Origin of the sequence: Streptomyces roseus (assembly GCF_001044425.1) — a bacterium.
GTDB classification, from domain to species: Bacteria; Actinomycetota; Actinomycetes; order Streptomycetales; family Streptomycetaceae; genus Streptomyces; species Streptomyces roseus.
The window spans coordinates 1-25503 of record NZ_LFML01000075.1; the positions used below are offsets into that span (position 1 = coordinate 1).

Below are 25503 nucleotides of genomic sequence, written 5' to 3' on the forward strand. Positions count from 1 at the left end.
CCTGATAAGGATGAGGCCACAGGTTCAAATCCTGTTAGCCCCACAGTGAATGAAGACCCCCAGGCCCTCGCCCTGGGGGTCTTCTTCGTATGCTCAGTTGGGGCTTCCCAGGTCACCGAACGGTATCGGTGCGTGTGTATTGTTGGCCGTCAGAAGTCCCCAACGTCAACGAAAGACGAGGTCGCGCGGTGAAGAAGCTGCTCCTGGTCGCACTGGCCGCCATCGGCGGGCTCCTCGTGTACCGCCAGATCCAGGCGGACCGCGCCGAGCAGGACCTGTGGACGGAGGCAACTGACTCCGTGCCTTCCGGTTCCGGTGTGTGAGACCGAAAGCTGATCTCATGAAGCCCCGGCTGCCGCTGCGGCCGGGGCTTTGTGCTGTTCTGTGACGAATAGTTACGTTTTGCAAAGATTTGGCTTGCATGAGCAAAATCGGGGTGGGCGTGATGGGGCGGCTGCGGACGACGGTGCTGGCGGGGGCGGCGGCCCTGGCGCTGGCCGGGACACTCCCGGGGGCGGCGTCGGCCGCCACGGCGCCCCCGCGGCCGGCGCCCGCGTACCGGGGCGCCGAGGGCGCCGAGCGGATCCGGGGCGGGCCCGTCAGCGCGGACGCGCCGCTGGTGGCGGCCGGGCGGGCCTACGCCGACACCATCGGCCCGGGCGAGCGCTTCTACCGGCTGAACCTCGACGACGCCTCCAGCGTGTACTTCTCCGCCGTGCTCCAGCCCCCGCGCGGCGCCGAGGTCGGCTACGGCGACGGCCTTGAGGTCGAGATCATGACCAAGGAGGGCGAGCGCTGCCCGAACAACCCCGGCCGGGCCGGCTTCGGCTACGACCCGGTCCCCCTCGGCGCGGCGGCGGTCCGCCGGCTGGAGGAGGACGCCGCATGCCAGGGCGCCGGCGTCTACTTCGCCAAGGTCACCCGTACCGCCGCCAAGGACTCCGACCGGGGCGCGTGGCCGGTGGAACTGCTGCTCCAGCGCGAACCCGGCCTCGCCGTGGGCAACGCCCCCGCCACCGCCCCCGGCGTCTGGCCCTCCGCCTCGCCGACGCTGCCCGGCAGCGAGCCGGTCGTGCGCCCCGGGGGCACCGGCTTCAACGACGCCCGGGCGCTGGGCAGCGGGGTCTGGCGCGACGACCTGTGGCCCGGGCAGACCCGCTTCTACCGGGTCCCCCTCGACTGGGGACGGCAGTTGGGGCTCGGCGCCGAGCTCGCCGACGCCAGGATGACCAAGCCGTACGGCTCGGCCCCGGGCGGGCTCACCGTCGCGCTGTACAGCCCGTACCGGGGGCTGATCGAGGACAAGGCCGTCGCGTACGGCGGAAAGCAGGCGGGCGTCACCCTGCCGAAGACGGCGCCGGTGGCGTACGAGAACCGCTTCTCGGACACCGGGCAGGTACGGGGGGTCCGGGTGGCGGGCTGGTACTACGTCGCCGTGACCCTGGGCGCGAAGGTGGCCGAGTTCACCGAGGACGCCAGCCCGGTGCCGCTGACGCTGCGCATGGCCGTGACGGGCGGCCCGGCCCGGGCGCCCGCGTACGGGAGAGCCTGAGCGCGGCCGGGTTCGGGGTGGGCGCGGACGACCGGGCGGCCGCCCGGGACGGGCTCACCGCACCCGAGGCGGCGGAGGCGGCCGGAGGGCGTTCGGTGATGCGGGTGGTGGCCGGCGCCGGCTTCGGCGCCGGGATGGTGCTGCTGCTCGTGCTCGGCGGATGGTTCCTGCTGGGCCGGCGCGGGCAGGGCGCGCAGGGGCCGAGGCGCGCGTAGGGCGCGCACGGCCCGCGGCGCGCAGGGCGGCTCAGATCCGGGTCAGCGCCCAGGCGCCCACCGTGAAGCAGAGCAGCGCCGCCGTGAGGATCCCGGCGGCGACCTTCGCCGACGGCGGGGCGATCCCACCGGTCCGCTCGCTCCGCTCGGTCCGCACGGGCGGCGGGTGCGGCAGGTGCGGAGCGGCGGGGGTGGCGGGGCCGGCGGGGGTGGCGGCGGCCGGGGGCCCCTCGGAGCACACCGGCGGCGGGAGGCGGAAGCTGCCCGTGTCCGATGCCCCGGGGGTCACCGCGGCCGTGCTCTGCGGTCCCCGGGGGCCGAAACCGGGCGGCAGCGGACCGAGTTGGTCGAACACCTCCACCGGCTCCTCGCCGGGGCCGGGCGGCGCCAGCAGCTCCGAGGCCTCCGCAAGGGCCCTGCGGGCCCCTGTGGCGGTCTTGAACCGGTGGTGGGGCTCCGGCTGGAGGAGGTTCGCCACGACGTCCCAGAGCGGCGCCGGAACGCCCTCGGGGGCGGCGGGGGTGCCATGGGCGAGGAAGTGCTCCACCAGGGCCCGGGAATCGGGCTTTACGCCCCGCAGGAGGTAGAGGGCGACCAGCCCCACGGCGAAGAGGTCGGCGGGGAAGTCGGGTTCGCGGCCGAGCAGTTGTTCCGGGGCGACGTAGCCGGGTGTGCCCACCACGTGATCGGTCTCGGTGAGGCGCGGCTCGCCGTTGCGCATCGAGATGCCGAAGTCGGACAGCCGCAGGTGCGGCCGTCCGGACCCGGTGGCCTCCAGCAGGATGTTGGCCGGCTTGATGTCGCGGTGGACGACCCCTTCCGCGTGCACGGCCGCCAGCCCCGACAGGAGCTGGTCGAGCAGCGTGCACACGAAGCGGGGCGGGAGCGGGCCGTAGTCCCCGATGACGTGGGCGAGGGAGCCGCCGGCGACGAGGTCCATCGTGAACAGGACCTTGTCGTCGTCCGCCGCCCAGCCGGCCGGGGCCAGCACGTGCGGGTGGTCGATGCGCAGGGCCTGCTCCCGGACGAACCGCAGCAGGGTGTGGGCGTCGCTCTGCCGCAGCACCTTGGCGGCGACGTACCGGCGGCGCCGGTGGTCCCAGGACCGCCACACGGCGCTCGCGCCGCCGCGCCCGATCGGATCGATCAGCTCGTACCGACCGGCGAAGACCTCACCCATCGCTGCGCCCGTCCCCCGTCCCGTGCGTGCGTCCCGTGTGGGCGTCCCGTACGTGCGTGCCGTGCCCGCGTCCCGTGCCCGCGTCCCGTGCGCGGGGTGTCGCGCGTCAGTTCTGGTGGGACTCGTAGTGGGCGACCGCTTCCGCGGTGCGGCCCGCCCCGTAGACCCTGAGGAACTCCGCCAGTTCGGGATGGCTGGGGGCGAGGGAGTCGGCCGCGTCGATGATGTCGCCCGCCGCCGAGACCGAGCGCAGCAGCGACTGGATCTCGCGCACGACGCGCTTGACCGTGGGTGCGCCCGAACCGGTCGTGGTCTGGCCGCTGTTGCTGAGGACGGAGCCCCCCTGGGTCTTCTTGATCTCGTCCATCCGGTCCGTGGCCTCGGCCGCGCTGACGCTTCCGTCCGCCACCTGGCCCGCGAGGTCCTGGAGGGCCTGGACGCGCTGCACCACGGCCGGGTTCCCGATCTTGGCCCGCTGGCCGCTCATCAGCTGGGACAGCATGGGCGCCGACAGTCCGAGGACCGCAGCGAGGCGTGCCTGGTTCAAGCCGAGGTCATCTATGAGCCGGCGGAAGAGCGCGCCGAGCGGCTCCCCGTACCAGCTGCGCTGAAGCTCTCTGGCTCTGGCCGTGGCCTCTTGCTGAACAGCGTCCACTCTCAGTACTCCCCTACTTCGCTGGTGCGAACCTCGCGAGCATCTTACGGAGCGTGGTCGCATGGCGGGAGCCCCCATAATTTTGCGAGATGCGGGGGTACACCCGGTACTCTGTTCTGCGGAACGGCCACACCTTCGCGGGAGGCGGTCGCGTCCGTCTTTTCGGGGCTTTAGCTCAGTTGGTAGAGCGCTGCCTTTGCAAGGCAGATGTCAGGAGTTCGAATCTCCTAAGCTCCACAGTGCCAGAGGCCATCTGACCAGCGGAAACGCAGGTCAGATGGCCTCTTTGCGTGGTGCGGCGCACCCTCCGTCAGAGGTCGATCCAGTAGCGGCGCTTGGGGCCGACGAGGGTCTCGCGGACGTCCTCCAGGACCCCGCCGCCGCGCTCGATCGTGCGTACCGACCCCGTGTTGCCGGGGTCGCACGTCAGGAGTACCCGGTCCATCCCCAGCAGCCGGGCCTCGTACAGGACCGAGCCGAGCGCCCAGCCGGCCAGCCCGCGCCGGCGCGCGGAGGGCCGGATGCCGTAACCGATGTGGCCTCCGGCGTCGAGGAGGAAGCCGTTGAGGTAGTGGCGCAGGTCGATGGCGCCCAGGTAGGTGTCGCCCTCGGCGATCCACCAGTACGTGGCGTGCACGCGGCCCTGCTCCACGGGGCGGGTCCGGTCCCCGTAGCCGCGCAGCCGCTCCGTCCAGGCCGCGAAGCCCCCGGGGCTGTCCACGTCGTCCTCGGAGCCGAGTCCGGCGCCGTCCATGTGGCTGTCGCGGCCCCATTCCGCGCGGGCTTCGAGCCAGGAGTCGTGCAGGCGGGGGGAGGGGAAGACGAGCTCGGGCATCCGTCGACGGTAACAGCCGGGCGCCGCCCGCCCGGGTCCCCCGGTTGGCCCTGTCACAGGGCCGGGCGGCGCGGGCTGGCCGACAGTGGGGGGAAGGCACCGAGCCAGGGGGCGACACCATGCCGGAGGCGCACAGACACATGGGACTCTTCGACTTCCTCAAGTCCGACAAGAAGAAGCACGAGGCCGCCGACAAGGCCGCGGCGGCCGCGGCCGCCGACTACGCGGCGAAGTACACCGACGCCGTGTCGGCCACCAAGGCCGCCGCCGAGCGGATGGCCGCAGCGGCGCCGCCGAAGCCCGCCCCGCACACCCCGAAGCCCACGTCCGCCGCGCACAAGGCGGTTCCCGCGGCTCCGGAGCCGAGGCCTGCGACGGCCGCCGCGCGGCGCACGTACATCGTCAAGACGGGCGACTCGCTCTCCGCGATCGCCCGCCGCGAGCTGGGCAACGAGGCCCGCTGGCGCGAGCTCTACGCCATGAACCGGGGCGTCATCGGCTCGAACCCCGAGGTGATCCAACCCGGCCAGGTGCTCACCCTGCCCCGCTAGGGGGTGCACGGCGGGAGGGCCCGGATCCGATGGATCCGGGCCCTCCCGCCGTCCCGCTCAGGCCGTCGCGGTCACCGACCGCTCACTCGTCCGCCGTGCCGGAGGAGGACTCGCGCTCCTTCGCCGCCAGTTCGTCGTCGAAGCTGGCCGGCTCCCGCTCGTGCGAGAGCTCGGTGGCGGCCGGCGGCTCGACGAGCCAGTCCGGGTTCGACTGCTGGTCCCACCACCGCCAGGCCGCGTACGCGCCCACGGCCAGTGCGCCGACCACCGCGACGACCTTGAAGGCCCGCCCGGCCCGGGAGCGCCGCTCCTGGCGCTTCACCAGCTGCTGGACCTCCTTGGCCGACACCTGGCCGCGCAGCGCCGCCAGGGCCGCCGTCGACCGGGACGCGGCCTCCTCGGCCACCGGCTGGGCCGCGGCCAGCGCGCTCTCCAGTCTGGGCTGCGTGTAGTCGGCCGCCTGCCGCGCCGCCCGCCGGGTGTGGTGCACGGCCATCGTCGCCGCGCGGTCCACGTTCGGGGGCACGTGCGTGCGGGCCGCCCTCATCCGCGGGTGCAGATGCTCGTCGTACGCCGTACGGGCCTGCCGGGCCGCCTCGGCCGTCGCGTACGAGACCTTCGGTGCCAGCCGCTCGTTCGCCTCGGCCGCGTAGTGCGCAGCGGCGTCCCGGGCGGCCGCTGCGTACGGGGCCACCGCTTCCGCTGCGTGCCTCGCCGTTTCCCTGGCGCTTTCGGCGGCCAGGTGCACGCTGTCCTTGCGGGTCACAGGATCCTCCTCCTCGGTGGCGGACACAGTTCACCTTTCCACCCTTTGTCGGATCATGCCTGCCTTACGGCCGGGGGGCATGCGTGACAGGGCATACGAGTGGAGGATTTCTGTGCCGCGCAGCGCTCCGTGGGAGGATCTGGAACCGACAGTGACGACTATGGAAGGCAGATCCGTGGCCGAGAAGCTCTACGCCACCCTGAAGACGAACCACGGCGACATCGAGATCGAGCTCCTGGCCAACTTCGCCCCGAAGACGGTCAGGAACTTCGTGGAGCTGGCCACGGGCGCCCGGGAATGGACCCGTCCCACCGACGGCCAGAAGACCACCGATCCGCTGTACGACGGCACCGTCTTCCACCGCGTCATCAGCGGGTTCATGATCCAGGGCGGCGACCCGCTCGGCAACGGCACCGGCGGCCCCGGCTACCAGTTCGCCGACGAGTTCCACCCCGACCTGGCCTTCACCAAGCCCTACCTGGTGGCCATGGCCAACGCGGGCCCCGGCACCAACGGCTCCCAGTTCTTCATCACCGTCGCGCCCACCGCCTGGCTGACGCGCAAGCACACCATCTTCGGCGAGGTGACGGACAAGGCCAGCCAGAAGGTCGTGGACGACATCGCGGGCCTGCGGACGAACCCGCGCACCGAGCGCCCCCTCGACGACGTGATCATCCGGTCCGTCGTCGTGGAGAAGCGCTGACCGCCGCCGCGCGGGCGCCCCGGGCGCCCCGGGAACCTTTCCGCCCCGCCCGTCCGTCCTGCATGCGTGGAACCCGCCGGGGCCACAGCCGGACGGCCGGCGGGGTGCACCGCCCGTCCGGCCGCTGACCGAGGGGACCGATGGACACGGACCGTCTGCCGGGCTGCTACCGCCACCCGGACCGCGACACGGGGATCCGCTGCGCGCGCTGTGAGCGCCCCATCTGCCCCGAGTGCATGATCAGCGCCTCTGTCGGCTTCCAGTGCCCCGAGTGCGTCCGTGACGGCTCGGGTACGGGCCACGCCCCGGCCGCCAACGTGCCGCGCACCGTCGCGGGCGGGGTGGTCCCAGCCGATCCGCACCTCGTCACCAAGATCCTCGTCGGGATCAACGCCGCGGTGTTCCTGCTGGGCCTGGTCGCGCCGGCGGTCGTGGTCCGGCTGGAGCTGCTCGGGCGGTACGTCGAGTACTTCGGCGGCCCGGTGGAAGGGGTCTCCACCGGCCAGTACTACCGGCTGTTGAGCTCGGTGTTCCTGCACGTGGAGTGGTGGCACATCGGGGGCAACATGCTGGCCCTGTGGGTGATCGGCGGCCCGCTGGAGGCGGCCCTGGGCCGGGTCCGCTATCTCGCCGTGTACGTGCTGTCTGGGCTGGGCGGCAGCGCCCTCGTCTATCTGCTGACCGCGCCGAACACGCCGACCCTCGGCGCCTCCGGCGCGATCTTCGGTCTGCTCGGCGCGACCGTCGTGCTGGTGCGCCGCCTGCGCTACGAGATGCGGCCGGTGATCACCATGGTCGTGCTCATGCTGGTGCTGACCTTCGTGCCCTTCGGAGGCAGCCTGTCCGTCTCCTGGCAGGCCCACATCGGGGGCCTGGTGACGGGTCTGCTGGTCGGTCTGGGCATGGTCGGACCGGCCGCCGGCAGGACGCGCGCGCTGGTCCAGTGGGGGACCTGTGCGGCGGCGTTCCTGCTGGCAGCGGCGGTGGTCCTGGTCCGTACGGCCGAACTCACCTGATCACACCGGCGTCAACACTCCACAGAGTTATCCACAGATCTTCTGTCTTTTCCTCAGGTGTGGATGACGCTGTGGATAACTCCTGGGGAGAGCTTGTCGGACCCGGTGCGCCTGTGCATGCGGGCGCCCGATCGGGGACCGGCTACTTCCACTGCGTGGACACGCCGAATCCCGCCGCGATGAAGCCGAATCCGACCACGATGTTCCAGTTGCCCAGTGCCTCGACCGGCAGCTGGGTCTCGGTCACGTAGAAGACGACGATCCACGCGAGACCGATCAGGAAGAACGCCAGCATGACCGGGGCGACCCAGCTGCGGTTGGTCAGCCTGATCGCCTGCGCCTGCTTCGCCGGCGGCGGCGTGTAGTCGTCCTTCTTGCGGATACGTGACTTCGGCACGAGGGGCTCTCCTGTCGATGCGCTGGGGACCTTGCCTGCCCCGGGCGTCCGTTAGCGTAGTGGACCTGTGGCGTTGAAGGAGAAGGGTACGTTGAGCAATTCCGACGACTCCTCCGCGGGTCCCCGTCGCCGGGCCAGGCCGGTCCGGCTGCTGACGGCCGCTGTTTTCGCCCTGGCCGGTCTCATCTTCGTCACCAGTTTCAACACCTCCAAGGGTACGAACATCCGGACGGACGCCTCGCTCCTCAAGCTCTCGGACCTCATCCACGAGCGCAGCCAGAACAACGCGCTGCTCGAACAGAGCACCGCGGCCGTCCGCGACCGGGTGGACACCCTCGCCGAGCGCGACGACGGCAGCACCAGGGCCGAGGACGCCAAGCTGGCCGCCCTGCGGGTCGCGTCCGGCACCGAGGCGCTGTCCGGCAAGGGGCTCACGGTCACCCTGAACGACGCCCCGCCGAACGCCACCGCCCGCATCCCGAACGTGCCCGACCCCCAGCCCAACGACCTGGTGATCCACCAGCAGGACCTCCAGGCCGTGGTGAACGCCCTGTGGCTGGGCGGGGCCAAGGGCGTCCAGGTCATGGACCAGCGCCTGATCGCCACCAGCGCGGTGCGCTGCGTGGGCAACACGCTGATCCTCCAGGGCCGCGTCTACTCGCCCCCCTACAAGGTGACGGCGGTCGGGGACCCGGCCGCGCTGCGCAAGGCGCTCGCCGCCTCCCCGGCCCTGCAGAACTACCAGCAGTACGTGGCGGCGTACGGGCTCGGCTGGAAAGTGGACGAGCACAAGGAGCTGACACTCCCCGGCTACTCCGGCACAGTGGACCTCCACTATGCGAAGCCGCTGGAATCCGCCTCCGCGAGCAGTACGCCGTGACGTCGTACTGCGCTTGGTGGTGCGGACGTTCAGCGAGGTCTGCCTGACGGCGGGCACGCTGATCGTGCTGTTCGTGGCGTACGTCCTGCTGTGGACCGGCGTCAAGGCCGACCGGGCCATGGACGGGGAGATGGCCCGGATGCGCGACCGCTGGGCCGCGGCCCCGGCAGCAGCTCCGGCCACCGCACCGCAGCCCGCACCCCAGGCCGCGCCCCCGGCGCAGGAGCCGCCCGGATACCCGCCCGGGCAGGCCTTCGCCGAGATGTACGTCCCGCGCTTCGGCCCGGACTGGAACAAGCCGGTCCTGGAGGGCACCGGCACCGACGTGCTGAAGAAGGGCCTCGGCCACTACGCCGGCACCGCCCCCCTCGGCGGCACCGGGAACTTCTCGGTCGCGGGCCACCGGCGCACCTACGGCGACCCCTTCAAGGACTTCCCCGAGCTGCGCCCCGGCGACACCGTGATCCTCAAGGACGCCACGGCCTGGTACACGTACACGGTGCGCGGCGCGCCGCTGCGCACCCTGCCCACCGACATCGGGGTGGTCGACCCGGTGCCGCGCCGCTCACCCTTCACCGGCCCCGGGCGGTACCTGACCCTCACGACCTGCGAGCCGGAGTGGGGGCACAGCCACCGGCTGGTCGTCTGGGCGGAGCTGACGCGTACCCGCCCGGTCGCCCAGGGCCGCCCGGAGGGTTTGCCGAGCTGACCCACCCGGCCGGGCCGCTGCCTTTAGTCTGTTCGCGTACCGCCCCCGCGGTGCGGTGGTCGATCGTGGACGGATAGGAAACAGACGGCATGTACGGCTGGATCTGGCGGCATCTGCCGGGCAGCGCGTGGATTCGCGCGCTGATCTCCCTCGTACTGGTCCTCGGCGTGGTCTTCGTGCTGTTCCAGTACGTCTTCCCGTGGGCCGAGCCGCTCCTCCCGTTCAACGACGTAACGGTGGACGAGGGATCGGGAGCCACTCCGTGAGCGCGCGCATTCTGGTTGTCGACAACTACGACAGCTTTGTCTTCAACCTGGTCCAGTACCTGTACCAGCTCGGCGCGGAGTGCGAGGTGCTGCGCAACGACGAGGTCGAACTCGCCCACGCGCAGGACGGCTTCGACGGCGTGCTGCTGTCGCCCGGACCGGGTACGCCCGAGCAGGCGGGCGTCTGCGTCGACATGGTCCGCCACTGCGCCGACACCGGCGTCCCGGTCTTCGGCGTCTGCCTCGGCATGCAGTCCATGGCCGTGGCGTACGGCGGCGTCGTGGACCGGGCCCCCGAGCTGCTGCACGGGAAGACCTCGCCGGTGGTGCACGGGGGTCTCGGCGTCTTCGCGGGGCTGCCCTCGCCCTTCACCGCGACCCGCTACCACTCGCTCGCGGCCGAGCCGGGGACCCTGCCGCACGCGCTGGAGGTCACCGCGCGCACCGAGGACGGGATCATCATGGGGCTGCGGCACCGGGAGCACGACGTCGAGGGCGTGCAGTTCCACCCCGAGTCGGTGCTGACCGAGTGGGGCCACCGGATGCTCGCGAACTGGCTGGTGCGCTGCGGGGACGCGGGGGCCGTCGAGCGCTCGGTGGGGCTGGCCCCGGTGGTGGGCAAGGCCGTCGCGTGACCGCGGTCGCGCCGTCCGCGCCCACGGAGGGCCGGGCCGCGCGGCGCAGGGCAGCTCAGGAGGCCGCGAAGCGCACGCGCAGGCGCAGCGGGGGCCGTCGGCGCAGGCGGCCCGCGTCGGGCGGCCCGGTGGTCGCCCTGAGCCGGCTCGCCGGGGAGCTGTTCATCACCCTGGGCGTGGTGATGCTGCTGTTCGTCGCCTACCAGCTCTGGTACACGAACGTGCTGGCGGAGCGGACGGCGAACGGGGCGGCCGGCTCGCTGCGCCAGAACTGGGAGCGGGACCAGGGCGCAGCCGCCGCCCCGGAGGTCTCGGCGTTCGAGCCGGGCCAGGGCTTCGCGATCCTCCACATTCCGAAACTGGACGTGAAGGTGCCGGTGGCCGAGGGGGTCAGCAAGCCGAAGGTGCTCGACAAGGGCATGGTCGGGCACTACGCGGACGGCGCGCTGAAGTCGGCGATGCCGGCCGACCAGCAGGGCAACTTCGCGCTGGCGGGCCACCGCAACACCCACGGCGAACCGTTCCGCTTCATCAACCGGCTGGCGCCGGGGGACCCGGTCGTGGTCGAGACCCGGGACGCCTACTACACGTACGAGATCACCTCGTCGCTGGCGCAGACCCCGCCGGCGAACGTGTCGGTGATCAAACCGGTGCCGGAGGGCTCGGGTTTCACCGCGCCGGGCCGGTACATCACGCTGACGACCTGCACGCCCGAGTTCACGAGCACCTACCGCATGATCGTATGGGGCAGGATGACCGACGAACGCCCCCGCAGCCAGGGTGCTCCGCCCGCCCTGGCCAGCCCGTAAGGATCACCGATCAGTGTCACGTGCCGCGTCGCCGCAGCCGCCGAGCCGTAGTGTGCTCGCCGGGTTCCTGAGCCTGCTGGGCGAGTTCCTGATCACCGTCGGCCTCGTCCTCGGCCTGTTCGTCGCGTACTCGCTGTGGTGGACGAACGTGCTCGCGGACCGGCAGGCGTCGGCGCGGGGCGACGAGATCCGCCGGCAGTGGCAGAGCGCCCCGGGGGCGAACGGGGCCCCGGGGCCGGGGGCCCTGGACACCCAGGACGGCATCGGCTTCCTGCACGTGCCGGCGATGGAGAACGGCGAGGTCCTCGTCAAGAAGGGCACGGCGCCGGACGTCCTCGACGACGGCGTGGCCGGGTACTACACGGACCCGGTGAAGGCGGCCCTGCCGTGGGAGGCCTCGGGCAACTTCGCCCTGGCGGCGCACCGGGACGGGCACGGCGCGAAGTTCCACGCCATCGACAAGGTGAAGAACGGCGACGCCGTCGTCTTCGAGACCCGGGACACCTGGTACGTGTACAAGGTCTTCGCGGAGCTGCGCCAGACCTCGAAGTACAACGTGGACGTGATCTCGGCGGTCCCGAAGGAATCGGGCCGCACGGCGCCGGGCCGTTTCATCACGCTGACGACCTGCACGCCGGTCTACACGTCGAAGTTCCGCTACATCGTGTGGGGCGAGCTGGTCCGGACGGAGAAGGTGGACGCGCAGCGCACTCCCCCGGCGGAGCTGCGCTGACACCGCCGGCACGGGAAAGCCCCCGTGAGCGGCTCCGAGGCCGCCCACGGGGGCTTTTTGCGCGTCCTGGCGGGGAGAGGGTCCGGGCCGACTAACGGCGGCCGCCACCGCCGGTCAGGCCGCCGAACAGCCCTCCGTCGTTGCCGCCGTTCTGCTGGCCGGCCATCGTCTGCACGTTGATGACCCGGCCCGGCTCGACGGGGGTGTTCGCCGGGGGATCGGTGTTCATGACGATCGCCTTGTCGTCCGTCGGGCCGGCGATGACCTGGAGGTTCAGGCCCCGGCTCGCGAGCTCGTTCCTGGCCTGGGCGACCGTCTTGCCCAGCAGCAGCGGGACCTGGGTCTGCTGCGCGGCCTTGGCGATCTGGACGTTGACCGTGGTGCCCACGGCGAGCTGCTCGCCCGGCTGGTACTGCTGCTGGACGATCGTCTTCGGCGCGGCTCCGGGGGAGTCGACCTCCGTCTGGCTGCCCAGCTTGAGCTTGGCGTCGTTCAGTGCCTTGATCGCCGCTTCCCGGGTCTTCCCGAGGAGGTCCGGCATCTCGGCCTTCGACTGCTCCTTGGCGACGGTCAGCGTGACGGTCGAGCCCTTCTGGGCCTGGCCGCTCTTCGGGTCTTGGTCGAGGACGGTGCCGGCGGGCCGGTCGGACTCCTGGGTCTTCTTGTCGACGGCGAAGCCCTTGTCCTTGAGCGCCTTCTCCGCGTCCTCGAACTTCAGGTTGACGACGTTGGGCACCGGAAGGTTCGGGGCGCCCGAGGAGACCTTGACCTTGACCGTGGAGCCCTTGTCGACCTTGGTGTCCGGTGCCGGGTTCTGCGAGCAGATGTTGCCCTTGGGCTGGTTGTCGCAGGCCTCGTCGGCTTCCTTCTCGACCTTGAGACCGACGTTGTCGCCGGCCTTCTGGGCCGCTTCGAGGGTCTCGCCGATGAACTTCGGCACGGTGGGCCGGTTGTCGGCGCCGCCGCCGAAGACCGAGCGCCCGATCAGGATCGCGCCGACCAGGACGAGGATGCCGGCCGTGACCAGCAGGATCGTCGAGGCCTTGCTCTTCTTCTGCTGCCGGCGGCCGTGGCCGCCCTGGTCGTAGCCGCTCTGGCCCTGGCCCGGGTACCCGCCGTCGCCCGGGGGCATCGGCGGGAGCATGGAGGTCTGGCCGGCGTCGGACGTGCGCAGGGCGGTGGTGGGCTGGTCGTAGCCCTGGTGTCCGTACCCGTGGCCCTGGTCGGGGTAGCCGTAGCCGGGCACCCCCATGGCCGCCGCGGCCGCGACGGGCTGGCCGTCGAGGCAGGCCTCGATGTCGGCGCGCATCTCGTCGGCGGACTGGTAGCGGTAGTCGGGGTCCTTGACCAGGGCCTTCAGTACGATCGCGTCCATCTCGGGCGTGATCTCGGGGTCGAAGTTCGACGGGGGCTGCGGCTCTTCCCGTACGTGCTGGTACGCCACGGCGACCGGGGAGTCGCCGATGAACGGCGGCCGGACGCACAGGAGTTCGTACAGCAGGCAGCCGGCCGAGTAGAGGTCGGAGCGCGCGTCGACCTGCTCGCCCTTGGCCTGCTCCGGGGAGAGGTACTGGGCGGTACCGATGACGGCCGCGGTCTGCGTCATGGTCATGCCGGAGTCGCCCATGGCGCGGGCGATGCCGAAGTCCATGACCTTGACCTGGCCGGTGCGGGTGAGCATCACGTTGGCGGGCTTGATGTCACGGTGCACGATGCCGGCGCGGTGCGAGTACTCGAGCGCCTGGAGGATGCCGATGGTCATTTCCAGGGTGCGCTCGGGCAGCAGCTTGCGCCCGGAGTGCAGCAGCTCACGCAGGGTGGAGCCGTCGACGTACTCCATCACGATGTACGGGATGGAGATGTTGTCGACGTAGTCCTCGCCGGTGTCGTAGACCGCGACGATCGCCGGGTGGTTGAGCGATGCGGCCGACTGCGCCTCGCGCCGGAACCGGGCCTGGAAGGACGGGTCGCGGGCGAGGTCGGCACGCAGGGTCTTGACGGCGACGGTACGGCCGAGCCGGGTGTCGTGGGCGAGGTAGACCTCGGCCATGCCACCGCGGCCGAGCACGTGGCTCAGCTCGTACCGGCCGCCGAGGCGACGCGGCTCTTCCATAACGTTGCAGCCCTCTCCGTCAGTCCCGACCGCACCCGTGTGTGGTCCGGCGGTGTGCTGTTCGCGCAAAGGCTACCGGCCGATCGTCGGTGATCGGTTCGTGACCACAGGCTGATACCGGACCGGTACCGTACGCTCGGATCCGGACGGGAACAGTGATGTGGATCACTCCGGATCGGCTCTCGCGTCCCTGCGGGCCCCTTGCGTCCCGCCCGTCAGCCCTTCTGGTTCTTGAGCACGGCTTCCATGACGGCCTTCGCGACGGGGGCCGCGAGACCGCCGCCGGTGATGTCCTCGCGGTCGGCGTCGCTGTCCTCGATGACGACGGCGACGGCGACCGGGGAGCCCTTGTCGGTCTTGGCGTAGGAGATGAACCAGGCGTAGGGGCGCTTGGCGTTCTTCTCGCCGTGCTGGGCGGTACCGGTCTTGCCGCCGACGGTGACGCCCTTGATCTTGGCCTTGCCGCCGGTGCCGTTCTCGTTCTCGACGACGTTCTCCATCATCTTCTGGAGCTTCTGCGCGTTGGCCGGGGAGAGCGGGCGGCTCATCTCCTGCGGCTCGTGCTTCTCGATGACGTCGAGGTTGGGGGCGGTGAGCTGGTCGACCATGTACGGCTTCATCAGCTTGCCGTCGTTGGCGACGGCCGCGGCGACCATCGCCATCTGGAGCGGGGTGGCGGCGGTGTTGAACTGGCCGATCGCGGAGAGCGAGTTGCCCGGCCGGTCCATGTTCTTGTCGTAGACGCTGGCGAACGCCCGGACCGGGGTGTCGATCTTGTCGTTGTTGAAGCCGAACTTCTGCGCGGTCTCCAGCATCTTGTCCTTGGTCACCTTGTCGGCGATGTTGGCGAAGACGGAGTTGCAGGACACCTGGAGCGCGAAGTTGAGCGTCGCCTTCTCGCAGCCCTTGGCGTGGTTGACCATCGGGGTCTTGGTCGTCGGCAGGAAGAACGGCTCGGGGGTGTCCGTCGGCGCGTCGATGTCGGTGACGACGCCGTGCTCCAGCGCGGCCGCGGCGGTGACCACCTTGAACGTCGAGCCGGGCGGGTACGTCTCGCGCAGGGCGCGGTTGACGAGCTTCTTCTCCGGGCTGTCCTTCAGCTCGACCCAGTTCTTCTCGTCGGTCTTGGAGTTTCCGGCGAAGAGGGTCGGGTCGTAGGAGGGGGTGCTGACCAGCGCGAGGATGGCGCCGGTGCGCGGGTCGATCGCCGCCGCGGCGCCGGTCTTGCCGCCGAGGATGTCGTACGCGGCCTTCTGGGCCTCGGGCATCAGCGTGGTGACGACGTTGCCGCCGGCCTTCTTCTCGCCGGTGAACATGCCGATGGTGCGGTCGAAGAACAGCCGGTCGTCGTTGCCGGTGAGGATCTTGTCCTCGAGGGATTCGAGCTGGGTGGCACCGAAGGCCTGCGAGGCGTAACCCGTCACCGGCGCCCAGAGCGCGCCCTCGGTGTAGGTGCGCTTGTACTTGTAGTCGCTGCCGTCGGTGGTGGCGGAACCGGTGATGGCCTGACCGTTCGCGAGGATGATGTTTCCGCGCTGGGTGGCGTACTGGGCGATCTGGACCCGGCGGTTCTCCTTGCGGGTGCTGAGGTCCTCGGCCTGGACGTACTGCAGCCAGTTGGTCCGGATCAGCAGCGCGAGGACGAGCAGCCCGCAGAAGAGCGAGATGCGGCGCAGGGGCTTGTTCATGACGGGCGGACCACCTGGGTCATCTCGGAGTCGGGGGACGGAGCCGGGGCCGGGGCGGGGCGGCGTGCGGTGTCGCTGATCCGGATGAGGATCCCGATGAGGGCCCAGTTGGCGAGGACGGAGGAACCGCCGGAAGCCAGGAAGGGCATGGTCATGCCGGTCAGGGGGATGAGGCCCATGACTCCGCCGGCGACCACGAAGATCTGCAGGGCGAAGGCGCCGGAGAGACCGATGGCGAAGAGCTTGCCGAAGGGGTCGCGGGCGGCGAGGGCGGTGCGCACACCGCGCTCGATGATCAGGCCGTAGAGCAGGAGGAAGGCCATGACGCCCGCGAGGCCGAGCTCCTCGCCGACCGTGGAGAAGATGAAGTCGGAGTTGGCGGCGAAGCCGATGAGGTCGGAGTTGCCCTGGCCCCAGCCCGTGCCGAGGACCCCGCCGGAGCCGAAGCTCATGATCGACTGGCCGACCTGCTCGCAGGCGCCCGACTTGGTGTAGCAGGCGAAGGGGTCGAGCCAGGCGGTGACACGGGCCTTGACGTGGCTGGCGGTCGCGCCGACGACGGCCGCGCCGGCCACGCTCATGACCAGGCCGATCACGATCCAGCTGGTGCGCTCGGTGGCCACGTACAGCATGATCACGAACATGCCGAAGAAGAGCAGCGAGGTGCCGAGGTCGTTCTCGAAGACGAGGACGAGCAGGCTCATCGCCCAGATCATCAGGATCGGGCCGAGGTCGCGGCCGCGCGGCAGGTAGAGGCCCATGAAGCGGCGGCTGGCCAGCGCGAGGGCGTCGCGCTTCACCATCAGGTAGCCGGCGAAGAAGATCGCGATGACGATCTTCGCGAACTCGCCGGGCTGGATGGAGAAGCCGGCGACGCTGATCCAGATCTTCGCGCCGAAGACGTCGGCGCCGAGGCCCGGGATGACGGGCAGGATCAGCAGGACCAGCGAGGCGGCCATGGAGATGTACGTGAAGCGCTGGAGCGTGCGGTGGTCCTTGAGGAGCAGCAGCACGGCGGCGAACAGCGCGATGGCGAGCGCCGTGTACATCATCTGCCGGGGGGCCGACTCGGAGAAGTGGCCGAACTGGCGCTTGGCCAGGTTCTGCAGCCGCTGCGACTGGTCGAGCCGCCAGATCAGGACGCAGCCGAGCCCGTTGAGCAGCGTGCCGATCGGCAGCAGCAGCGGGTCGGCGTACTTCGCGTAGCGGCGCACCACGAAGTGGGCGATGCCGGCGAGGACGGCCAGGCCGCCGCCGTACGCGATCATGCCCGGCGGCAGCTTGCCGTGGATCGACAGGCCCACGTTGGCGTAGGCGAAGATCGGGATGACCACGGCGAACACGAGCAGCAGGAGCTCGGTGTTCCGCCGGCTCGGCAGCTCGATGGCGCCGATGGTGGTCGTGTTGGTGACTACGCTCATGGTGTGGCAGGCCCCCTGTGCCCGCGGGTGTGTACTACTGCTTGCCGCAGAGGCCGACCAGGGACTGCTCCGTGGGAGTCAGGCTGGGACCGGGTGCTGGTGGGTTCTGCGCTTCCGCGGCGCGGCGCTCCTCGTCCTTCTTGCAGGCGGCGACCTGGACGCCGAGTTCGTCGATCTTCCGGCGGGCGCCGTCGAGGCTGGTCTCGGTGATGGTGGCCTCGACCAGCTTCCGCTTGAAGGGCGGCAGGTACTTCAGTTCGATGTCGGTGCGGTCGTTCTCCACCTTGGAGAGCTCCAGCGGCCCGAGGTTCTGGCTGATGCCGCGGAACAGCGCCACGTGTTCGCCCTTGACGCCGATGTAGAACTGCGTCTGGGTCCAGCGGTGGGCGGCGTAGAGGCCGCCTCCGATGGCGCCGGCGACGATCAGCAGGATCAGGGTGCGGGTGGTCCACTTGCGCCCTTTGCCGCGGCGCCGGCGGGGGTGGTCGTACGTGTCCTCGTAGCGCGAGTCGTCCTCGTACGGGTCGGGTTCGCCGAAGCTGCCGTACGTGCCGCCGCCGCCCTGGCCCTGGTCGGGGTATCCGTAGCCGGGGGCCTCGCCGCTGCCGGGGGGCCCGAAGGCGCCGGCCTGCGGGGGGGCCTGGCGGCCCAGGCCGGAGGCGCGGCCCGCCGGGGTCTGCATGGCGCCCGCGTCGAAGAGCTGGTGCTGGTTCTCGGCGACCGCGCCGACGACGACCGGGGTGTCGTTCAGCTGGGCGGCGAGGGTGTCGCCGCTGTCGGTGTCGAGGACGTCCGCGACGATGCAGGTGATGTTGTCCGGTCCGCCGCCGCGCAGGGCGAGCTGGATCAGGGCCTGCACGGTCTCGTGGGGGCCGTGGTAGTCGGCGAGGGTCTCTTCCAGGGTCTGGTGCGAGACGACGCCGGAGAGCCCGTCGGAGCAGATCAGGTAGCGGTCACCGGTGCGGACCTCGCGGATCGAGAGGTCCGGCTCGACGGTGTCGCCGCTGCCGAGCGCCCGCATGAGGAGGGAGCGCTGCGGGTGGGTGGTGGCTTCCTCCTCGGTGATGCGGCCCTCGTCGACGAGGCGCTGCACCCATGTGTGGTCCTGGGTGATCTGCGTGAGGACGCCGTCGCGGAGCAGGTAGGCGCGGGAGTCGCCGACGTGGACGAGGCCGAGGCGCTGGCCGGTCCACAGCAGCGCGGTCAGGGTGGTGCCCATGCCTTCGAGCTGGGCGTCCTCCTCGACCATGACGCGCAGCTGGTCGTTCGCTCGCTGCACGGCGGTGGCGAGCGACGTGAGGATGTCGGAGCCCGGGACGTCGTCGTCGAGCTGCACGAGGGAGGAGATCACCTCGGAGCTGGCGACCTCGCCGGCGGCCTGGCCGCCCATGCCGTCCGCGACGGCGAGGAGCCGGGGACCGGCATAGCCGGAGTCCTCGTTGCCCTCGCGGATCATGCCCTTGTGGGATCCGGCGGCGAACCGCAGGGACAGACTCATGCGCACCTGCCCAGTCGATTCCTCCGGGTACAACCGGTCTCGAGCCACACTGCCCACCCTCCGGTCGGGAGCGCGCTCGGGTCCGTGTCCCGGGTGGTCCGGACTGCCGCGGCTCGCTCGCTCCGCTCGCTCATTCTCGTACTACTTCCGCAGCTCGATGACGGTCTTGCCGATGCGGATCGGGGCGCCCGGCGGAATGGGCGTCGGGGTGGTCAGCCGGGTCCGGTCGAGATACGTGCCGTTGGTGGACCCGAGATCCTCGACGATCCACTGGCCGTCACGGTCGGGGTAGATCCTGGCATGGCGGCTGGACGCGTAGTCGTCGTCCAGCACGATCGTTGAGTCATGTGCCCGGCCGAGCGTGATCGTCTGCCCCGCGAGGGCGACCGTGGTGCCCGTGAGGGTGCCCTCGGAGACGACCAGCTTGGTGGGCGCTCCGCGGCGCTGGCGCTGCTGCGGCGGCGCGGCGGCCTGGCGGCCGGCCTGCGCCGGTGCTCCGGACGCGTTCCCGCCACCGCGGCGCGAGCCGCGCTGGGTGACGCGCGTACCGAAGAGGTCGCTGCGGATGACCTGGACGGCCACGATGACGAACAGCCACAGAACGGCCAGGAAACCCAACCGCATGACCGTCAGGGTCAGCTCTGACATTGCCCCCGCTTCACCCTTCGGCTTGCCGGTAAATGATGGTGGTGCTGCCCACGACGATCCGCGAGCCGTCGCGGAGCGTAGCGCGGGTGGTGTGCTGCCCGTCCACCACGATGCCGTTGGTGGACCCGAGATCCTGGATCGTCGAGGGCGTTCCGGTCCGGATCTCACAGTGCCGGCGCGAGACGCCGGGGTCGTCGATCCGCACGTCGGCTTCGGTGCTTCGGCCGAGTACGAGCGTGGGACGCGAGATCTGGTGGCGGGTGCCGTTGATCTCGATCCAGTGGCGCCGGGTGGCGCCTCCGGTGGGTACGGGGGCCGGGCCCGCGGCGCCCGGCCGGCGAGCGGGTGCGCCCGGGGGCGGTCCGGCCGGCATCGGCGGTGCGGAGACCGGCGGGTAGCCGTAGCCGCCCTGCTGGTTCTGGGGGGCGGCCTGCGGCGGCGCCTGGGAGGTGCTGGAGGCGAGCGTGCGGCTGCGGACCCGGTAGAGCCCGGTGTCCAGGTCGTCGGCTTTCTCCAGGTGGACCTTGATCGGGCCCATGAAGCTGTAGCGCTGCTGCTTGGCGTAGTCGCGGACGAGGCCCGCGAGCTCGTCGCCGAGCTGCCCGGAGTAGGGGCTCAGGCGCTCGTAGTCGCCGGTGCTGAGTTCGACGATGAAGTCGTTCGGGACGACCGTCCGCTCCCGGTTCCAGATCGTCGCGTTGTTGTCGCACTCGCGCTGGAGGGCGCCGGCGATCTCGACGGGCTGGACCTCGGACTTGAACACCTTGGCGAAGGTGCCGTTCACCAGACCTTCGAGTCGCTGCTCGAACCGCTTCAGGACTCCCATGGGGCACCTCCTCCGTCGTTGTCGCCCTGTACTGCTTACTGATCGTATCCACGCGTGGCGGATTCGGGTGGTTCCCCCTGGGTCCCATGCGCATGAGTGTTGGTACTCACAAGGGATCGTAGGGGCGCTCAGGGGACAGTGTCCCGCACCGGGAGCACGGTGCGGGAGGGGCAATCCGGGCCGGGCCCGGGGGTGCGGGGAAAGCGATGTGAATCCACCCCCTCCGACGTGCTAATGTTTCGACGTCGCCAGGGGAACGGACCGAAAGGGAAGATCCACTGGGGTGCTGCTCGGGCGAGTGGCGGAACGGCAGACGCGCTGGCTTCAGGTGCCAGTGTCCTTCGGGACGTGGGGGTTCAAATCCCCCCTCGCCCACATCGACGAAACGGTCGTCATCGCGAAAGCGGTGGCGGCCGTTTCGTGGTTCCCGGACTTCTTCCCGTCAGTTCCCTTCGGTGCGCGGGCGGATGGCCCGGGCGCCTGGCAGCGGGCGGCACGTTCACACACATTCGTGATGCGGATTACAGCCCTGGCGAAAGGCACCCGCGCGAGGGTTCGACTTTCGTCGTCCCGGGCGCGACGAAAGAGGGCGGCCCCGCGGCGCGGTGGTGTCTAGGGTCGTCCGCGTGGATGCGACGGCGAGGATGCGGGCGGGCTGGAACTGGCTGAAGGGGCCCGAGCCGTGGACGCGGCGGATGCTGGCGGGCGACCTCGTGCTCGGCGGGGTGCTCGCGCTGCTCGGGCTGGGCGTGGAGGAGCTCGACAACGGCAGCGTGCAGCGGATGGCGGCCGGCGCCGCCGCCGTGGTGCTGCTCACGCTGGCGCGGCGCCGGCTCCCGGCCACGACCCTGATCGTGGCTTCGGCGGTCTCCCCGTTCCTGCCGGGCTCCTTGCTCGTCACCGTCCTGCTCGGCTGGTCGGCGGGGCGCCGGATCGTCGGGGTGGGCCGGGCGATGGCCGCGTTCACCGTGGCCTTCCTCGCCGCGGTCGTCTTCAGCGTGGTGCAGGCGTGGTCCGACGAGCGGCCCGTGCTCGTGATCGTGTTCTCCACGCTGATGTTCCTCGCGATGACGGTCATGCCGGGCCTGGCCAGCCGCTACTGGTCGCAGCGCCGGACCCTGCTCCAGGCCCTCCAGGAGCGCAACGGGCAGCTGATGCGGGAGCGCGTGATGGTCGCCGGGCAGGCCCGGCTGCGCGAACGGCAGCGGATCGCCCAGGACATGCACGACAGCCTGGGCCACCAGCTGGCGCTGATCGCCGTGCACACCGGCGCCCTGGAGGTGGACCCGCAGCTGACCGAGCGCCAGCGCGAGGCGGTGGGCGTGCTGCGGCAGGCCTCGGTCGCGGCGATGCACGAACTGCGGGAGGTCGTCGGGATCCTGCGGGACGGGGTCGAGGCACCGGTGCCGGCCGAGGAGGCACAGCCCGCGGCGCGCGGGGTGGCCGGGATCGCCGGGATCGTGGAGGCGGCGCGGAGTGCGGGGACCGACGTACGGATGACCGTGGCGGGGCGGCCGCGGCCGCTGGTCGCGGCGTGCGACCACGCGGCCTACCGGATCGTGCAGGAGGCGCTGACCAACGCCTACAAGCACGCCTCGGGGGCGCCGATCTCGGTGGAACTGCGGTACGAGGACGACTCGCTGGTGGTGGAGATCGCCAACGGGCCGGCCGCCGGTCCGGGCGTCGGTGCGGTGGTCTCGGGCGGCCAGGGGCTCACCGGGCTGCGGGAAAGGGCCCGCCTGGTCGGCGGGATGGTGCACGCGGGCGGGACCGAGGGCGGCGGTTTCCGGGTGGCCGGCGTGCTCCCGTACGGGGCGGAGCCGGCCGGAGTGGAGGACATCGCCGACGACTTCGGACAGCAGGCCCAAGCCCAGGCGCAGGCCGGGGGGTTCACGGTGGCGCCGCCGCCGATGGACTGGGCGGCGGTGGACAAGGAGCTGGCCGTGGGGGGCCGCAGCCGGGCCGGGGGCGTCGCGATGGGCTGCGGGATCGCCTTCGCGGCGGTGGTGCTGCTGGTGATCGTGATCGGGGCCGGGGTGGTGATGCTGGTCGGATCGGCGGGCAGCGCGATGATCAGCCAGGAGGACTTCGACAAGGTCCGGGTGGGCGAGTCCGAGGAGGCGGTCCGCAAGAAGCTGCCCGACGGCGACAGCTTCATGACCGAGGGACTGGAGCGCAAGGGCCCGGAGCGGCCGGCGGGCTCGGACTGTCTGGCACTGCTGTCGTCGGACGACTCGGGGCTGACCACCAATACTGTTTTCCGGTTCTGCTTCAAGGACGGCAAGCTCGTCGACAAGCAGGCGTACGAGTCCGAGCAGTAGGAGCACGGGTGACAGCCAAGGTGATCCGAGTGGTGATCGCTGACGACGAGCCGCTGATCAGGGCGGGGATCAGGATGATCCTGACCTCGGCGCCCGACATCGAGGTCGTCGCGGAGGCGGCGAACGGGCGCGAGGCCCTGGAACTGGCCCGCGCGCACGCGCCGGACGTGGTGCTGCTGGACATCCAGATGCCGGTGATGGACGGCCTGACCGCGCTCGGCGAGCTGGGGCGGGCGGCGCCGGAGGTCAGGGCGCTGATCCTGACCACCTTCGGGGAGAAGGAGAACGTGCTGAGGGCGCTGGGCTCGGGCGGCGCGGGGTTCCTGCTGAAGGACTCGGCTCCGGGTGAGCTGATCGGCGCGGTGCGGGCGGCCGCGGCCGGGGACGCGTACCTCTCGCCGGGGGCGACCCGGCACGTGGTCGACCAGCTGGCCACGGGGCAGGGCGCGGCGCGCGGCGAGCGGGCCCGGCGGCGGGTGGCGGAGCTGAGCGAGCGGGAGCGCGGGGTGCTGGCGCTGCTGGGCGAGGGCCTGTCCAACGCGGACGCGGGCCGGCGGCTGCACATGAGCGAGGCGACGGTGAAGACGTACGTGAGCCGGATCCTGTCCAAGCTGGACTGCGAGAACCGGGTACAGGCCGCCCTGCTGGCCAGGGACGCCGGGCTGTAGGTACGGTCGGGCCGAATCCATGTGGTGAGCCGGGCGACGGGTGTCGTCCGGCCGGAACAGTACGACGGGTACGGGCGGGGGCGGCACGGATGGCGACGGTACCGGAGCAGCGAGTGGCAGGGCCGGACGGGGCGGACGGGTGGGCGCTCGCGGACGGGCGGATACCTGCTGTCGCCGGGTTCGCGGCGCGGGCCGCGGCGGGCTCTCCCAAGGAGGCGGGCAAGGCCCTGCGGCTGCGGGTGCCGCGTGCGGCGCACGCGCACTTCGAGGCGCCGGCCGGACGGCCGGACGCGGTGCGGGCCGTGGAGGACTCCAATGTGGGGCGCGTCCCCGAGCTGGCGCCGATCCGGGTCGGCCGGATGGCCGCGAACCCCTTCGCGTTCCTGCGCGGAGCGGCCGGGCTGATGGCGCACGACCTCTCCGGCGGTCCGGTGACCGGTGTCGGCGCACAGATCTGCGGTGACGCCCACGCGGCCAACTTCGGTCTGTACGGGGACGCCCGCGGCCGGCTCGTCATCGACCTGAACGACTTCGACGAGACCGTCTTCGGCCCGTGGGAGTGGGACCTGAAGCGGCTCGCGACCTCGCTGGTCCTGGCCGGACGGGTGGCCGGAGCGGACGAGGACACCTGCCGGGCCGCGGCGCTCGACACGGTGGGCGCGTACCGCCGGACGATGCGGCTGCTGGCCAAGCTGCCCGCGCTGGACGCCTGGAACGCCATCGCGGACGAGGAGCTCGTCTCGCACACCGACGCCCGCGATCTGCTGGGCACCCTGGAGCGGGTCTCGGAGAAGGCCCGCAACAACACCTCGGCCCGGTTCGCCGCCAAGTCCACCGAGGCCGGCCCCGACGGGTCGCGCCGCTTCGTGGACGCGCTGCCGGTGCTGCGCCGGGTCGGCGACGGGGAGGCGGCGGCCGTGGCGGCCGCGCTGGGCCCGTACCTGAAGACCCTCCAGGGGGACCGGCTGCCGCTGCTGGCCCGCTACGCCATCCACGACGTGGCCTTCCGGGTGGTGGGTACCGGGAGCGTGGGCACCCGCTCGTACGTGGTGCTGCTCCTGGACCACCGGGGCGAGCCGCTGGTGCTCCAGGTGAAGGAGGCGCGGCCGTCCGTGCTGCTGCCCCACCTGCCCGCGCTGGGTTTCGAGAGCGCGGCCGAGGAGCACGAGGGCCGTCGTGTGGTGGCCGGGCAGAAGCGCATGCAGGTGGTCTCGGACATCTTGCTGGGCTGGACCACGGTGGAGGGGCGGCCCTACCAGGTGCGGCAGTTCCGCAACCGCAAGGGCAGCGTGGACCCGGCGGCGCTGGCCCCCGAGCAGATCGACGACTACGGGCGGATGACCGGCGCCCTGCTGGCCCGGGCGCACGCGCACAGCGCCGATCCGCGGCTGCTGGCCGGGTACTGCGGCAAGAACGACGAGCTGGACGAGGCGATGGCCGCCTTCGCGGTGGCGTACGCCGATCGGAGCGAGGCCGACCACGCCCACCTCGTGGCAGCGGTGAAGTCGGGGCGGATCGCGGCGGAGGCCGGGGTCTGAGCGGGTCACGGTCGGGCTCCATGTTTCACGTGAAACATGGAGCCGGCGTGGACGGCCTTAGGCTGGCCGGGTGAGCGAGCAGCAGACTGAAGAGACGGGCGACGAGCGACCCGAGGCGCGCCTGGAGCGGGCCGTACGGGCCGCCGAGCAGGCGCTGATCGAGTTCGAGATCGCGGTGGAGACCTTCCGGGTGGAGGTGGATAACTTCTCCCGGCTGCACCACCAGAAACTCGGCCCGATGTACTCGCGGCTCGACGAGCTGGACGCGCTGATCGCCGAGGCGAAGGCGGCGCGCAGCGGGGACGCCGAGGATCTGCGGCGGGCCCGGGACGCCCGCTCGCTGGTGATGCCGATGCCCGGGGTGGACGAGCTGTTCCACGACTGGATGGATTCGGAAGGCATCTCCGACGACGCGTCCGCGATGCTCACCGACCGCACCGTGCGGCCGCCGCAGCGGGTGCGGCCCACGGAGGAGGTACGCCGCCTCTACCGCGAGCTGGTCCGCCAGGCGCACCCCGACCTGGCCCGGGACGAGGCCGAGCGGGAGCGCCGCGACGCGTTCATCGCGCGGGTCAACGCCGCGTACGGGCGGGGCGAGGAGCGGCTGCTGCGCGAGCTGGCCGAGGAGTGGGCCGCGGGTCCCGTGCCCGAGGAGGTACGGCGGCTGAACGAGAGCGAGGAGCTCTACGCCCGGCTGGAGTGGCTGGCACGGCGCAAGGAGCTGCTGTCGGTGGTGGCGCGGGAGCTGGAGGACAGCGCGATCGGATCGATGCTGCGGATGGCTCCGGAGGACCCGGACCGGCTGCTGGATCAGATCGCGGAGCAGCTGCTCGCCGATGTCGCGAAGCGTGAGGCGGAGCTTGCCGCGCTCGTTGGATAG

The 25503-nt window shown here is 71.5% G+C and carries 26 protein-coding genes, 2 tRNA genes and 1 pseudogene; 18 read left to right on the forward strand and 11 right to left on the reverse strand.

Translation table 11 applies throughout. The annotated features are described in order from the left end of the window. Positions 1-188 precede the first annotated feature (188 nt). The 3 genes from ACS04_RS38925 to ACS04_RS39400 all read left to right on the forward strand — a co-directional run bounded on the left by ACS04_RS38925 (position 189) and on the right by ACS04_RS39400 (position 1767). Entirely contained in the window at positions 189-323 is a 135-nt protein-coding gene (locus tag ACS04_RS38925) for a DLW-39 family protein (RefSeq protein WP_208809277.1), read from the forward strand. A 98-nt stretch (positions 324-421) separates the two neighbouring features. Further along, the gene (locus ACS04_RS19395) at positions 422-1552 is read left to right on the forward strand and encodes a hypothetical protein (RefSeq protein ID WP_245236447.1); all 1131 of its coding nucleotides are present in this window, start codon (positions 422-424) and stop codon (positions 1550-1552) included. 17 nt (positions 1553-1569) lie between these two features. After that, positions 1570-1767, forward strand: a complete 198-nt coding sequence (locus tag ACS04_RS39400) for a hypothetical protein (RefSeq protein ID WP_053080834.1) — start codon at positions 1570-1572, stop codon at positions 1765-1767. Between the two features lie 31 nt (positions 1768-1798). Here ACS04_RS39400 and ACS04_RS19400 read toward each other — a convergent pair whose 3' ends face one another. Further along, positions 1799-2947, reverse strand: coding sequence for a serine/threonine-protein kinase (locus ACS04_RS19400; RefSeq protein ID WP_048477921.1), 1149 nt, complete (start codon positions 2945-2947; stop codon positions 1799-1801). A 106-nt stretch (positions 2948-3053) separates the two neighbouring features. Further along, positions 3054-3602: a helix-turn-helix domain-containing protein gene (locus ACS04_RS19405; protein ID WP_048477922.1), complete on the reverse strand. Its 549-nt coding sequence runs from the start codon at positions 3600-3602 to the stop codon at positions 3054-3056. A gap of 164 nt (positions 3603-3766) precedes the next feature. Between ACS04_RS19405 and ACS04_RS19410 the strand changes: the two genes are divergently transcribed. Further along, a tRNA-Ala gene (locus ACS04_RS19410) sits at positions 3767-3839 on the forward strand. A gap of 73 nt (positions 3840-3912) precedes the next feature. On the opposite strand, the gene ACS04_RS19415 is transcribed toward ACS04_RS19410, so the two are convergent. After that, positions 3913-4437: a GNAT family N-acetyltransferase gene (locus tag ACS04_RS19415; RefSeq protein WP_048477923.1), complete on the reverse strand. Its 525-nt coding sequence runs from the start codon at positions 4435-4437 to the stop codon at positions 3913-3915. A 140-nt stretch (positions 4438-4577) separates the two neighbouring features. Between ACS04_RS19415 and ACS04_RS35330 the strand changes: the two genes are divergently transcribed. Further along, the gene (locus tag ACS04_RS35330) at positions 4578-4988 is read left to right on the forward strand and encodes a LysM peptidoglycan-binding domain-containing protein (protein ID WP_053080835.1); all 411 of its coding nucleotides are present in this window, start codon (positions 4578-4580) and stop codon (positions 4986-4988) included. A gap of 82 nt (positions 4989-5070) precedes the next feature. Here ACS04_RS35330 and ACS04_RS19425 read toward each other — a convergent pair whose 3' ends face one another. Further along, positions 5071-5754, reverse strand: a complete 684-nt coding sequence (locus tag ACS04_RS19425) for a DUF5324 family protein (protein WP_048477964.1) — start codon at positions 5752-5754, stop codon at positions 5071-5073. Positions 5755-5929: 175 nt separating this feature from the next. Between ACS04_RS19425 and ACS04_RS19430 the strand changes: the two genes are divergently transcribed. Together ACS04_RS19430 and ACS04_RS19435 are read left to right on the forward strand one after the other, a co-directional pair. Beyond that, positions 5930-6457 carry a peptidylprolyl isomerase gene (locus tag ACS04_RS19430; RefSeq protein WP_048477924.1) on the forward strand — a complete coding sequence of 176 codons (528 nt, stop codon included), beginning with the start codon at positions 5930-5932 and terminating at the stop codon, positions 6455-6457. A 140-nt stretch (positions 6458-6597) separates the two neighbouring features. Beyond that, the gene (locus ACS04_RS19435; protein ID WP_048477925.1) at positions 6598-7473 is read left to right on the forward strand and encodes a rhomboid family intramembrane serine protease; all 876 of its coding nucleotides are present in this window, start codon (positions 6598-6600) and stop codon (positions 7471-7473) included. A 142-nt stretch (positions 7474-7615) separates the two neighbouring features. Here ACS04_RS19435 and crgA read toward each other — a convergent pair whose 3' ends face one another. Continuing rightward, entirely contained in the window at positions 7616-7870 is a 255-nt protein-coding gene (gene crgA, locus ACS04_RS19440; protein WP_048477926.1) for a cell division protein CrgA, read from the reverse strand. A gap of 91 nt (positions 7871-7961) precedes the next feature. Here crgA and ACS04_RS19445 point away from each other — a divergent pair, with 91 nt between their 5' ends. The 6 genes and pseudogenes from ACS04_RS19445 to ACS04_RS19470 all read left to right on the forward strand — a co-directional run bounded on the left by ACS04_RS19445 (position 7962) and on the right by ACS04_RS19470 (position 11902). Beyond that, positions 7962-8750, forward strand: a complete 789-nt coding sequence (locus ACS04_RS19445; protein ID WP_048477927.1) for a DUF881 domain-containing protein — start codon at positions 7962-7964, stop codon at positions 8748-8750. Beyond that, on the forward strand, positions 8707-9459 hold the full coding sequence (locus ACS04_RS19450; protein ID WP_048477928.1) for a class E sortase: 753 nt from the start codon (positions 8707-8709) through the stop codon (positions 9457-9459). The genes ACS04_RS19445 and ACS04_RS19450 overlap by 44 nt, the downstream gene beginning before the upstream one ends. An 89-nt stretch (positions 9460-9548) precedes the next feature. Continuing rightward, entirely contained in the window at positions 9549-9725 is a 177-nt protein-coding gene (locus tag ACS04_RS38665; RefSeq protein ID WP_048477929.1) for a hypothetical protein, read from the forward strand. Further along, positions 9722-10360 (forward strand): aminodeoxychorismate/anthranilate synthase component II, encoded by a 639-nt coding sequence (locus ACS04_RS19460; RefSeq protein ID WP_048477930.1) that lies wholly within the window; start codon positions 9722-9724, stop codon positions 10358-10360. Before ACS04_RS38665 ends, ACS04_RS19460 begins: the two co-directional genes overlap by 4 nt. After that, positions 10342-11169 (forward strand): annotated as a pseudogene (locus ACS04_RS19465) (class E sortase); the annotation flags it as partial. The gene ACS04_RS19460 and the pseudogene ACS04_RS19465, both read left to right, overlap by 19 nt. Before the next feature lie 13 nt (positions 11170-11182). Continuing rightward, positions 11183-11902, forward strand: coding sequence for a class E sortase (locus ACS04_RS19470; RefSeq protein WP_048477931.1), 720 nt, complete (start codon positions 11183-11185; stop codon positions 11900-11902). 91 nt (positions 11903-11993) lie between these two features. Here ACS04_RS19470 and pknB read toward each other — a convergent pair whose 3' ends face one another. The 6 genes from pknB to ACS04_RS19500 form a co-directional block, all read right to left on the reverse strand. Beyond that, on the reverse strand, positions 11994-14015 hold the full coding sequence (pknB, locus tag ACS04_RS19475) for a Stk1 family PASTA domain-containing Ser/Thr kinase (RefSeq protein WP_048477932.1): 2022 nt from the start codon (positions 14013-14015) through the stop codon (positions 11994-11996). Positions 14016-14230: 215 nt separating this feature from the next. After that, positions 14231-15703 carry a peptidoglycan D,D-transpeptidase FtsI family protein gene (locus ACS04_RS19480; protein ID WP_048477933.1) on the reverse strand — a complete coding sequence of 491 codons (1473 nt, stop codon included), beginning with the start codon at positions 15701-15703 and terminating at the stop codon, positions 14231-14233. Beyond that, on the reverse strand, positions 15700-17124 hold the full coding sequence (locus ACS04_RS19485) for an FtsW/RodA/SpoVE family cell cycle protein (protein WP_048477934.1): 1425 nt from the start codon (positions 17122-17124) through the stop codon (positions 15700-15702). Before ACS04_RS19485 ends, ACS04_RS19480 begins: the two co-directional genes overlap by 4 nt. A gap of 34 nt (positions 17125-17158) precedes the next feature. After that, positions 17159-18622 (reverse strand): Stp1/IreP family PP2C-type Ser/Thr phosphatase, encoded by a 1464-nt coding sequence (locus tag ACS04_RS19490; RefSeq protein WP_048477935.1) that lies wholly within the window; start codon positions 18620-18622, stop codon positions 17159-17161. 141 nt (positions 18623-18763) lie between these two features. Next, complete coding sequence (locus ACS04_RS19495) at positions 18764-19270, reverse strand: FHA domain-containing protein FhaB/FipA (RefSeq protein ID WP_048477936.1); 507 nt, start codon at positions 19268-19270, stop codon at positions 18764-18766. A gap of 10 nt (positions 19271-19280) precedes the next feature. After that, the gene (locus ACS04_RS19500; RefSeq protein WP_048477937.1) at positions 19281-20096 is read right to left on the reverse strand and encodes an FHA domain-containing protein; all 816 of its coding nucleotides are present in this window, start codon (positions 20094-20096) and stop codon (positions 19281-19283) included. 292 nt (positions 20097-20388) lie between these two features. On the opposite strand from ACS04_RS19500, the gene ACS04_RS19505 reads away from it, so the two are divergent. From ACS04_RS19505 to ACS04_RS19525, 5 genes are all read left to right on the forward strand, one after another. After that, positions 20389-20471: transfer RNA gene (locus ACS04_RS19505), tRNA-Leu, on the forward strand. A 269-nt stretch (positions 20472-20740) separates the two neighbouring features. Beyond that, positions 20741-22417: a sensor histidine kinase gene (locus tag ACS04_RS19510; RefSeq protein WP_048477938.1), complete on the forward strand. Its 1677-nt coding sequence runs from the start codon at positions 20741-20743 to the stop codon at positions 22415-22417. 20 nt (positions 22418-22437) lie between these two features. Next, entirely contained in the window at positions 22438-23085 is a 648-nt protein-coding gene (locus tag ACS04_RS19515; protein ID WP_167352593.1) for a response regulator transcription factor, read from the forward strand. 89 nt (positions 23086-23174) lie between these two features. Beyond that, positions 23175-24623 carry a DUF2252 domain-containing protein gene (locus tag ACS04_RS19520; protein WP_245236448.1) on the forward strand — a complete coding sequence of 483 codons (1449 nt, stop codon included), beginning with the start codon at positions 23175-23177 and terminating at the stop codon, positions 24621-24623. A 70-nt stretch (positions 24624-24693) separates the two neighbouring features. Continuing rightward, the gene (locus ACS04_RS19525) at positions 24694-25503 is read left to right on the forward strand and encodes a J domain-containing protein (protein WP_048477940.1); all 810 of its coding nucleotides are present in this window, start codon (positions 24694-24696) and stop codon (positions 25501-25503) included.

Excerpts from the sequence above, each read along its gene's own strand:
- ACS04_RS19395 (WP_245236447.1), top strand. The coding sequence starts at position 422 with ATGAGCAAAATCGGGGTGGGCGTGATGGGGCGGCTGCGGACGACGGTG.
- ACS04_RS19400 (WP_048477921.1), bottom strand. The coding sequence starts at position 2,947 with ATGGGTGAGGTCTTCGCCGGTCGGTACGAGCTGATCGATCCGATCGGG.
- ACS04_RS19415 (WP_048477923.1), bottom strand. The coding sequence starts at position 4,437 with ATGCCCGAGCTCGTCTTCCCCTCCCCCCGCCTGCACGACTCCTGGCTC.
- ACS04_RS35330 (WP_053080835.1), top strand. The coding sequence starts at position 4,578 with ATGGGACTCTTCGACTTCCTCAAGTCCGACAAGAAGAAGCACGAGGCC.
- ACS04_RS19435 (WP_048477925.1), top strand. The coding sequence starts at position 6,598 with ATGGACACGGACCGTCTGCCGGGCTGCTACCGCCACCCGGACCGCGAC.
- ACS04_RS19450 (WP_048477928.1), top strand. The coding sequence starts at position 8,707 with ATGCGAAGCCGCTGGAATCCGCCTCCGCGAGCAGTACGCCGTGACGTC.
- ACS04_RS38665 (WP_048477929.1), top strand. The coding sequence starts at position 9,549 with ATGTACGGCTGGATCTGGCGGCATCTGCCGGGCAGCGCGTGGATTCGC.
- pknB (WP_048477932.1), bottom strand. The coding sequence starts at position 14,015 with ATGGAAGAGCCGCGTCGCCTCGGCGGCCGGTACGAGCTGAGCCACGTG.
- ACS04_RS19480 (WP_048477933.1), bottom strand. The coding sequence starts at position 15,703 with ATGAACAAGCCCCTGCGCCGCATCTCGCTCTTCTGCGGGCTGCTCGTC.
- ACS04_RS19485 (WP_048477934.1), bottom strand. The coding sequence starts at position 17,124 with ATGAGCGTAGTCACCAACACGACCACCATCGGCGCCATCGAGCTGCCG.
- ACS04_RS19490 (WP_048477935.1), bottom strand. The coding sequence starts at position 18,622 with ATGAGTCTGTCCCTGCGGTTCGCCGCCGGATCCCACAAGGGCATGATC.
- ACS04_RS19495 (WP_048477936.1), bottom strand. The coding sequence starts at position 19,270 with ATGTCAGAGCTGACCCTGACGGTCATGCGGTTGGGTTTCCTGGCCGTT.
- ACS04_RS19500 (WP_048477937.1), bottom strand. The coding sequence starts at position 20,096 with ATGGGAGTCCTGAAGCGGTTCGAGCAGCGACTCGAAGGTCTGGTGAAC.
- ACS04_RS19510 (WP_048477938.1), top strand. The coding sequence starts at position 20,741 with ATGCGGGCGGGCTGGAACTGGCTGAAGGGGCCCGAGCCGTGGACGCGG.
- ACS04_RS19520 (WP_245236448.1), top strand. The coding sequence starts at position 23,175 with ATGGCGACGGTACCGGAGCAGCGAGTGGCAGGGCCGGACGGGGCGGAC.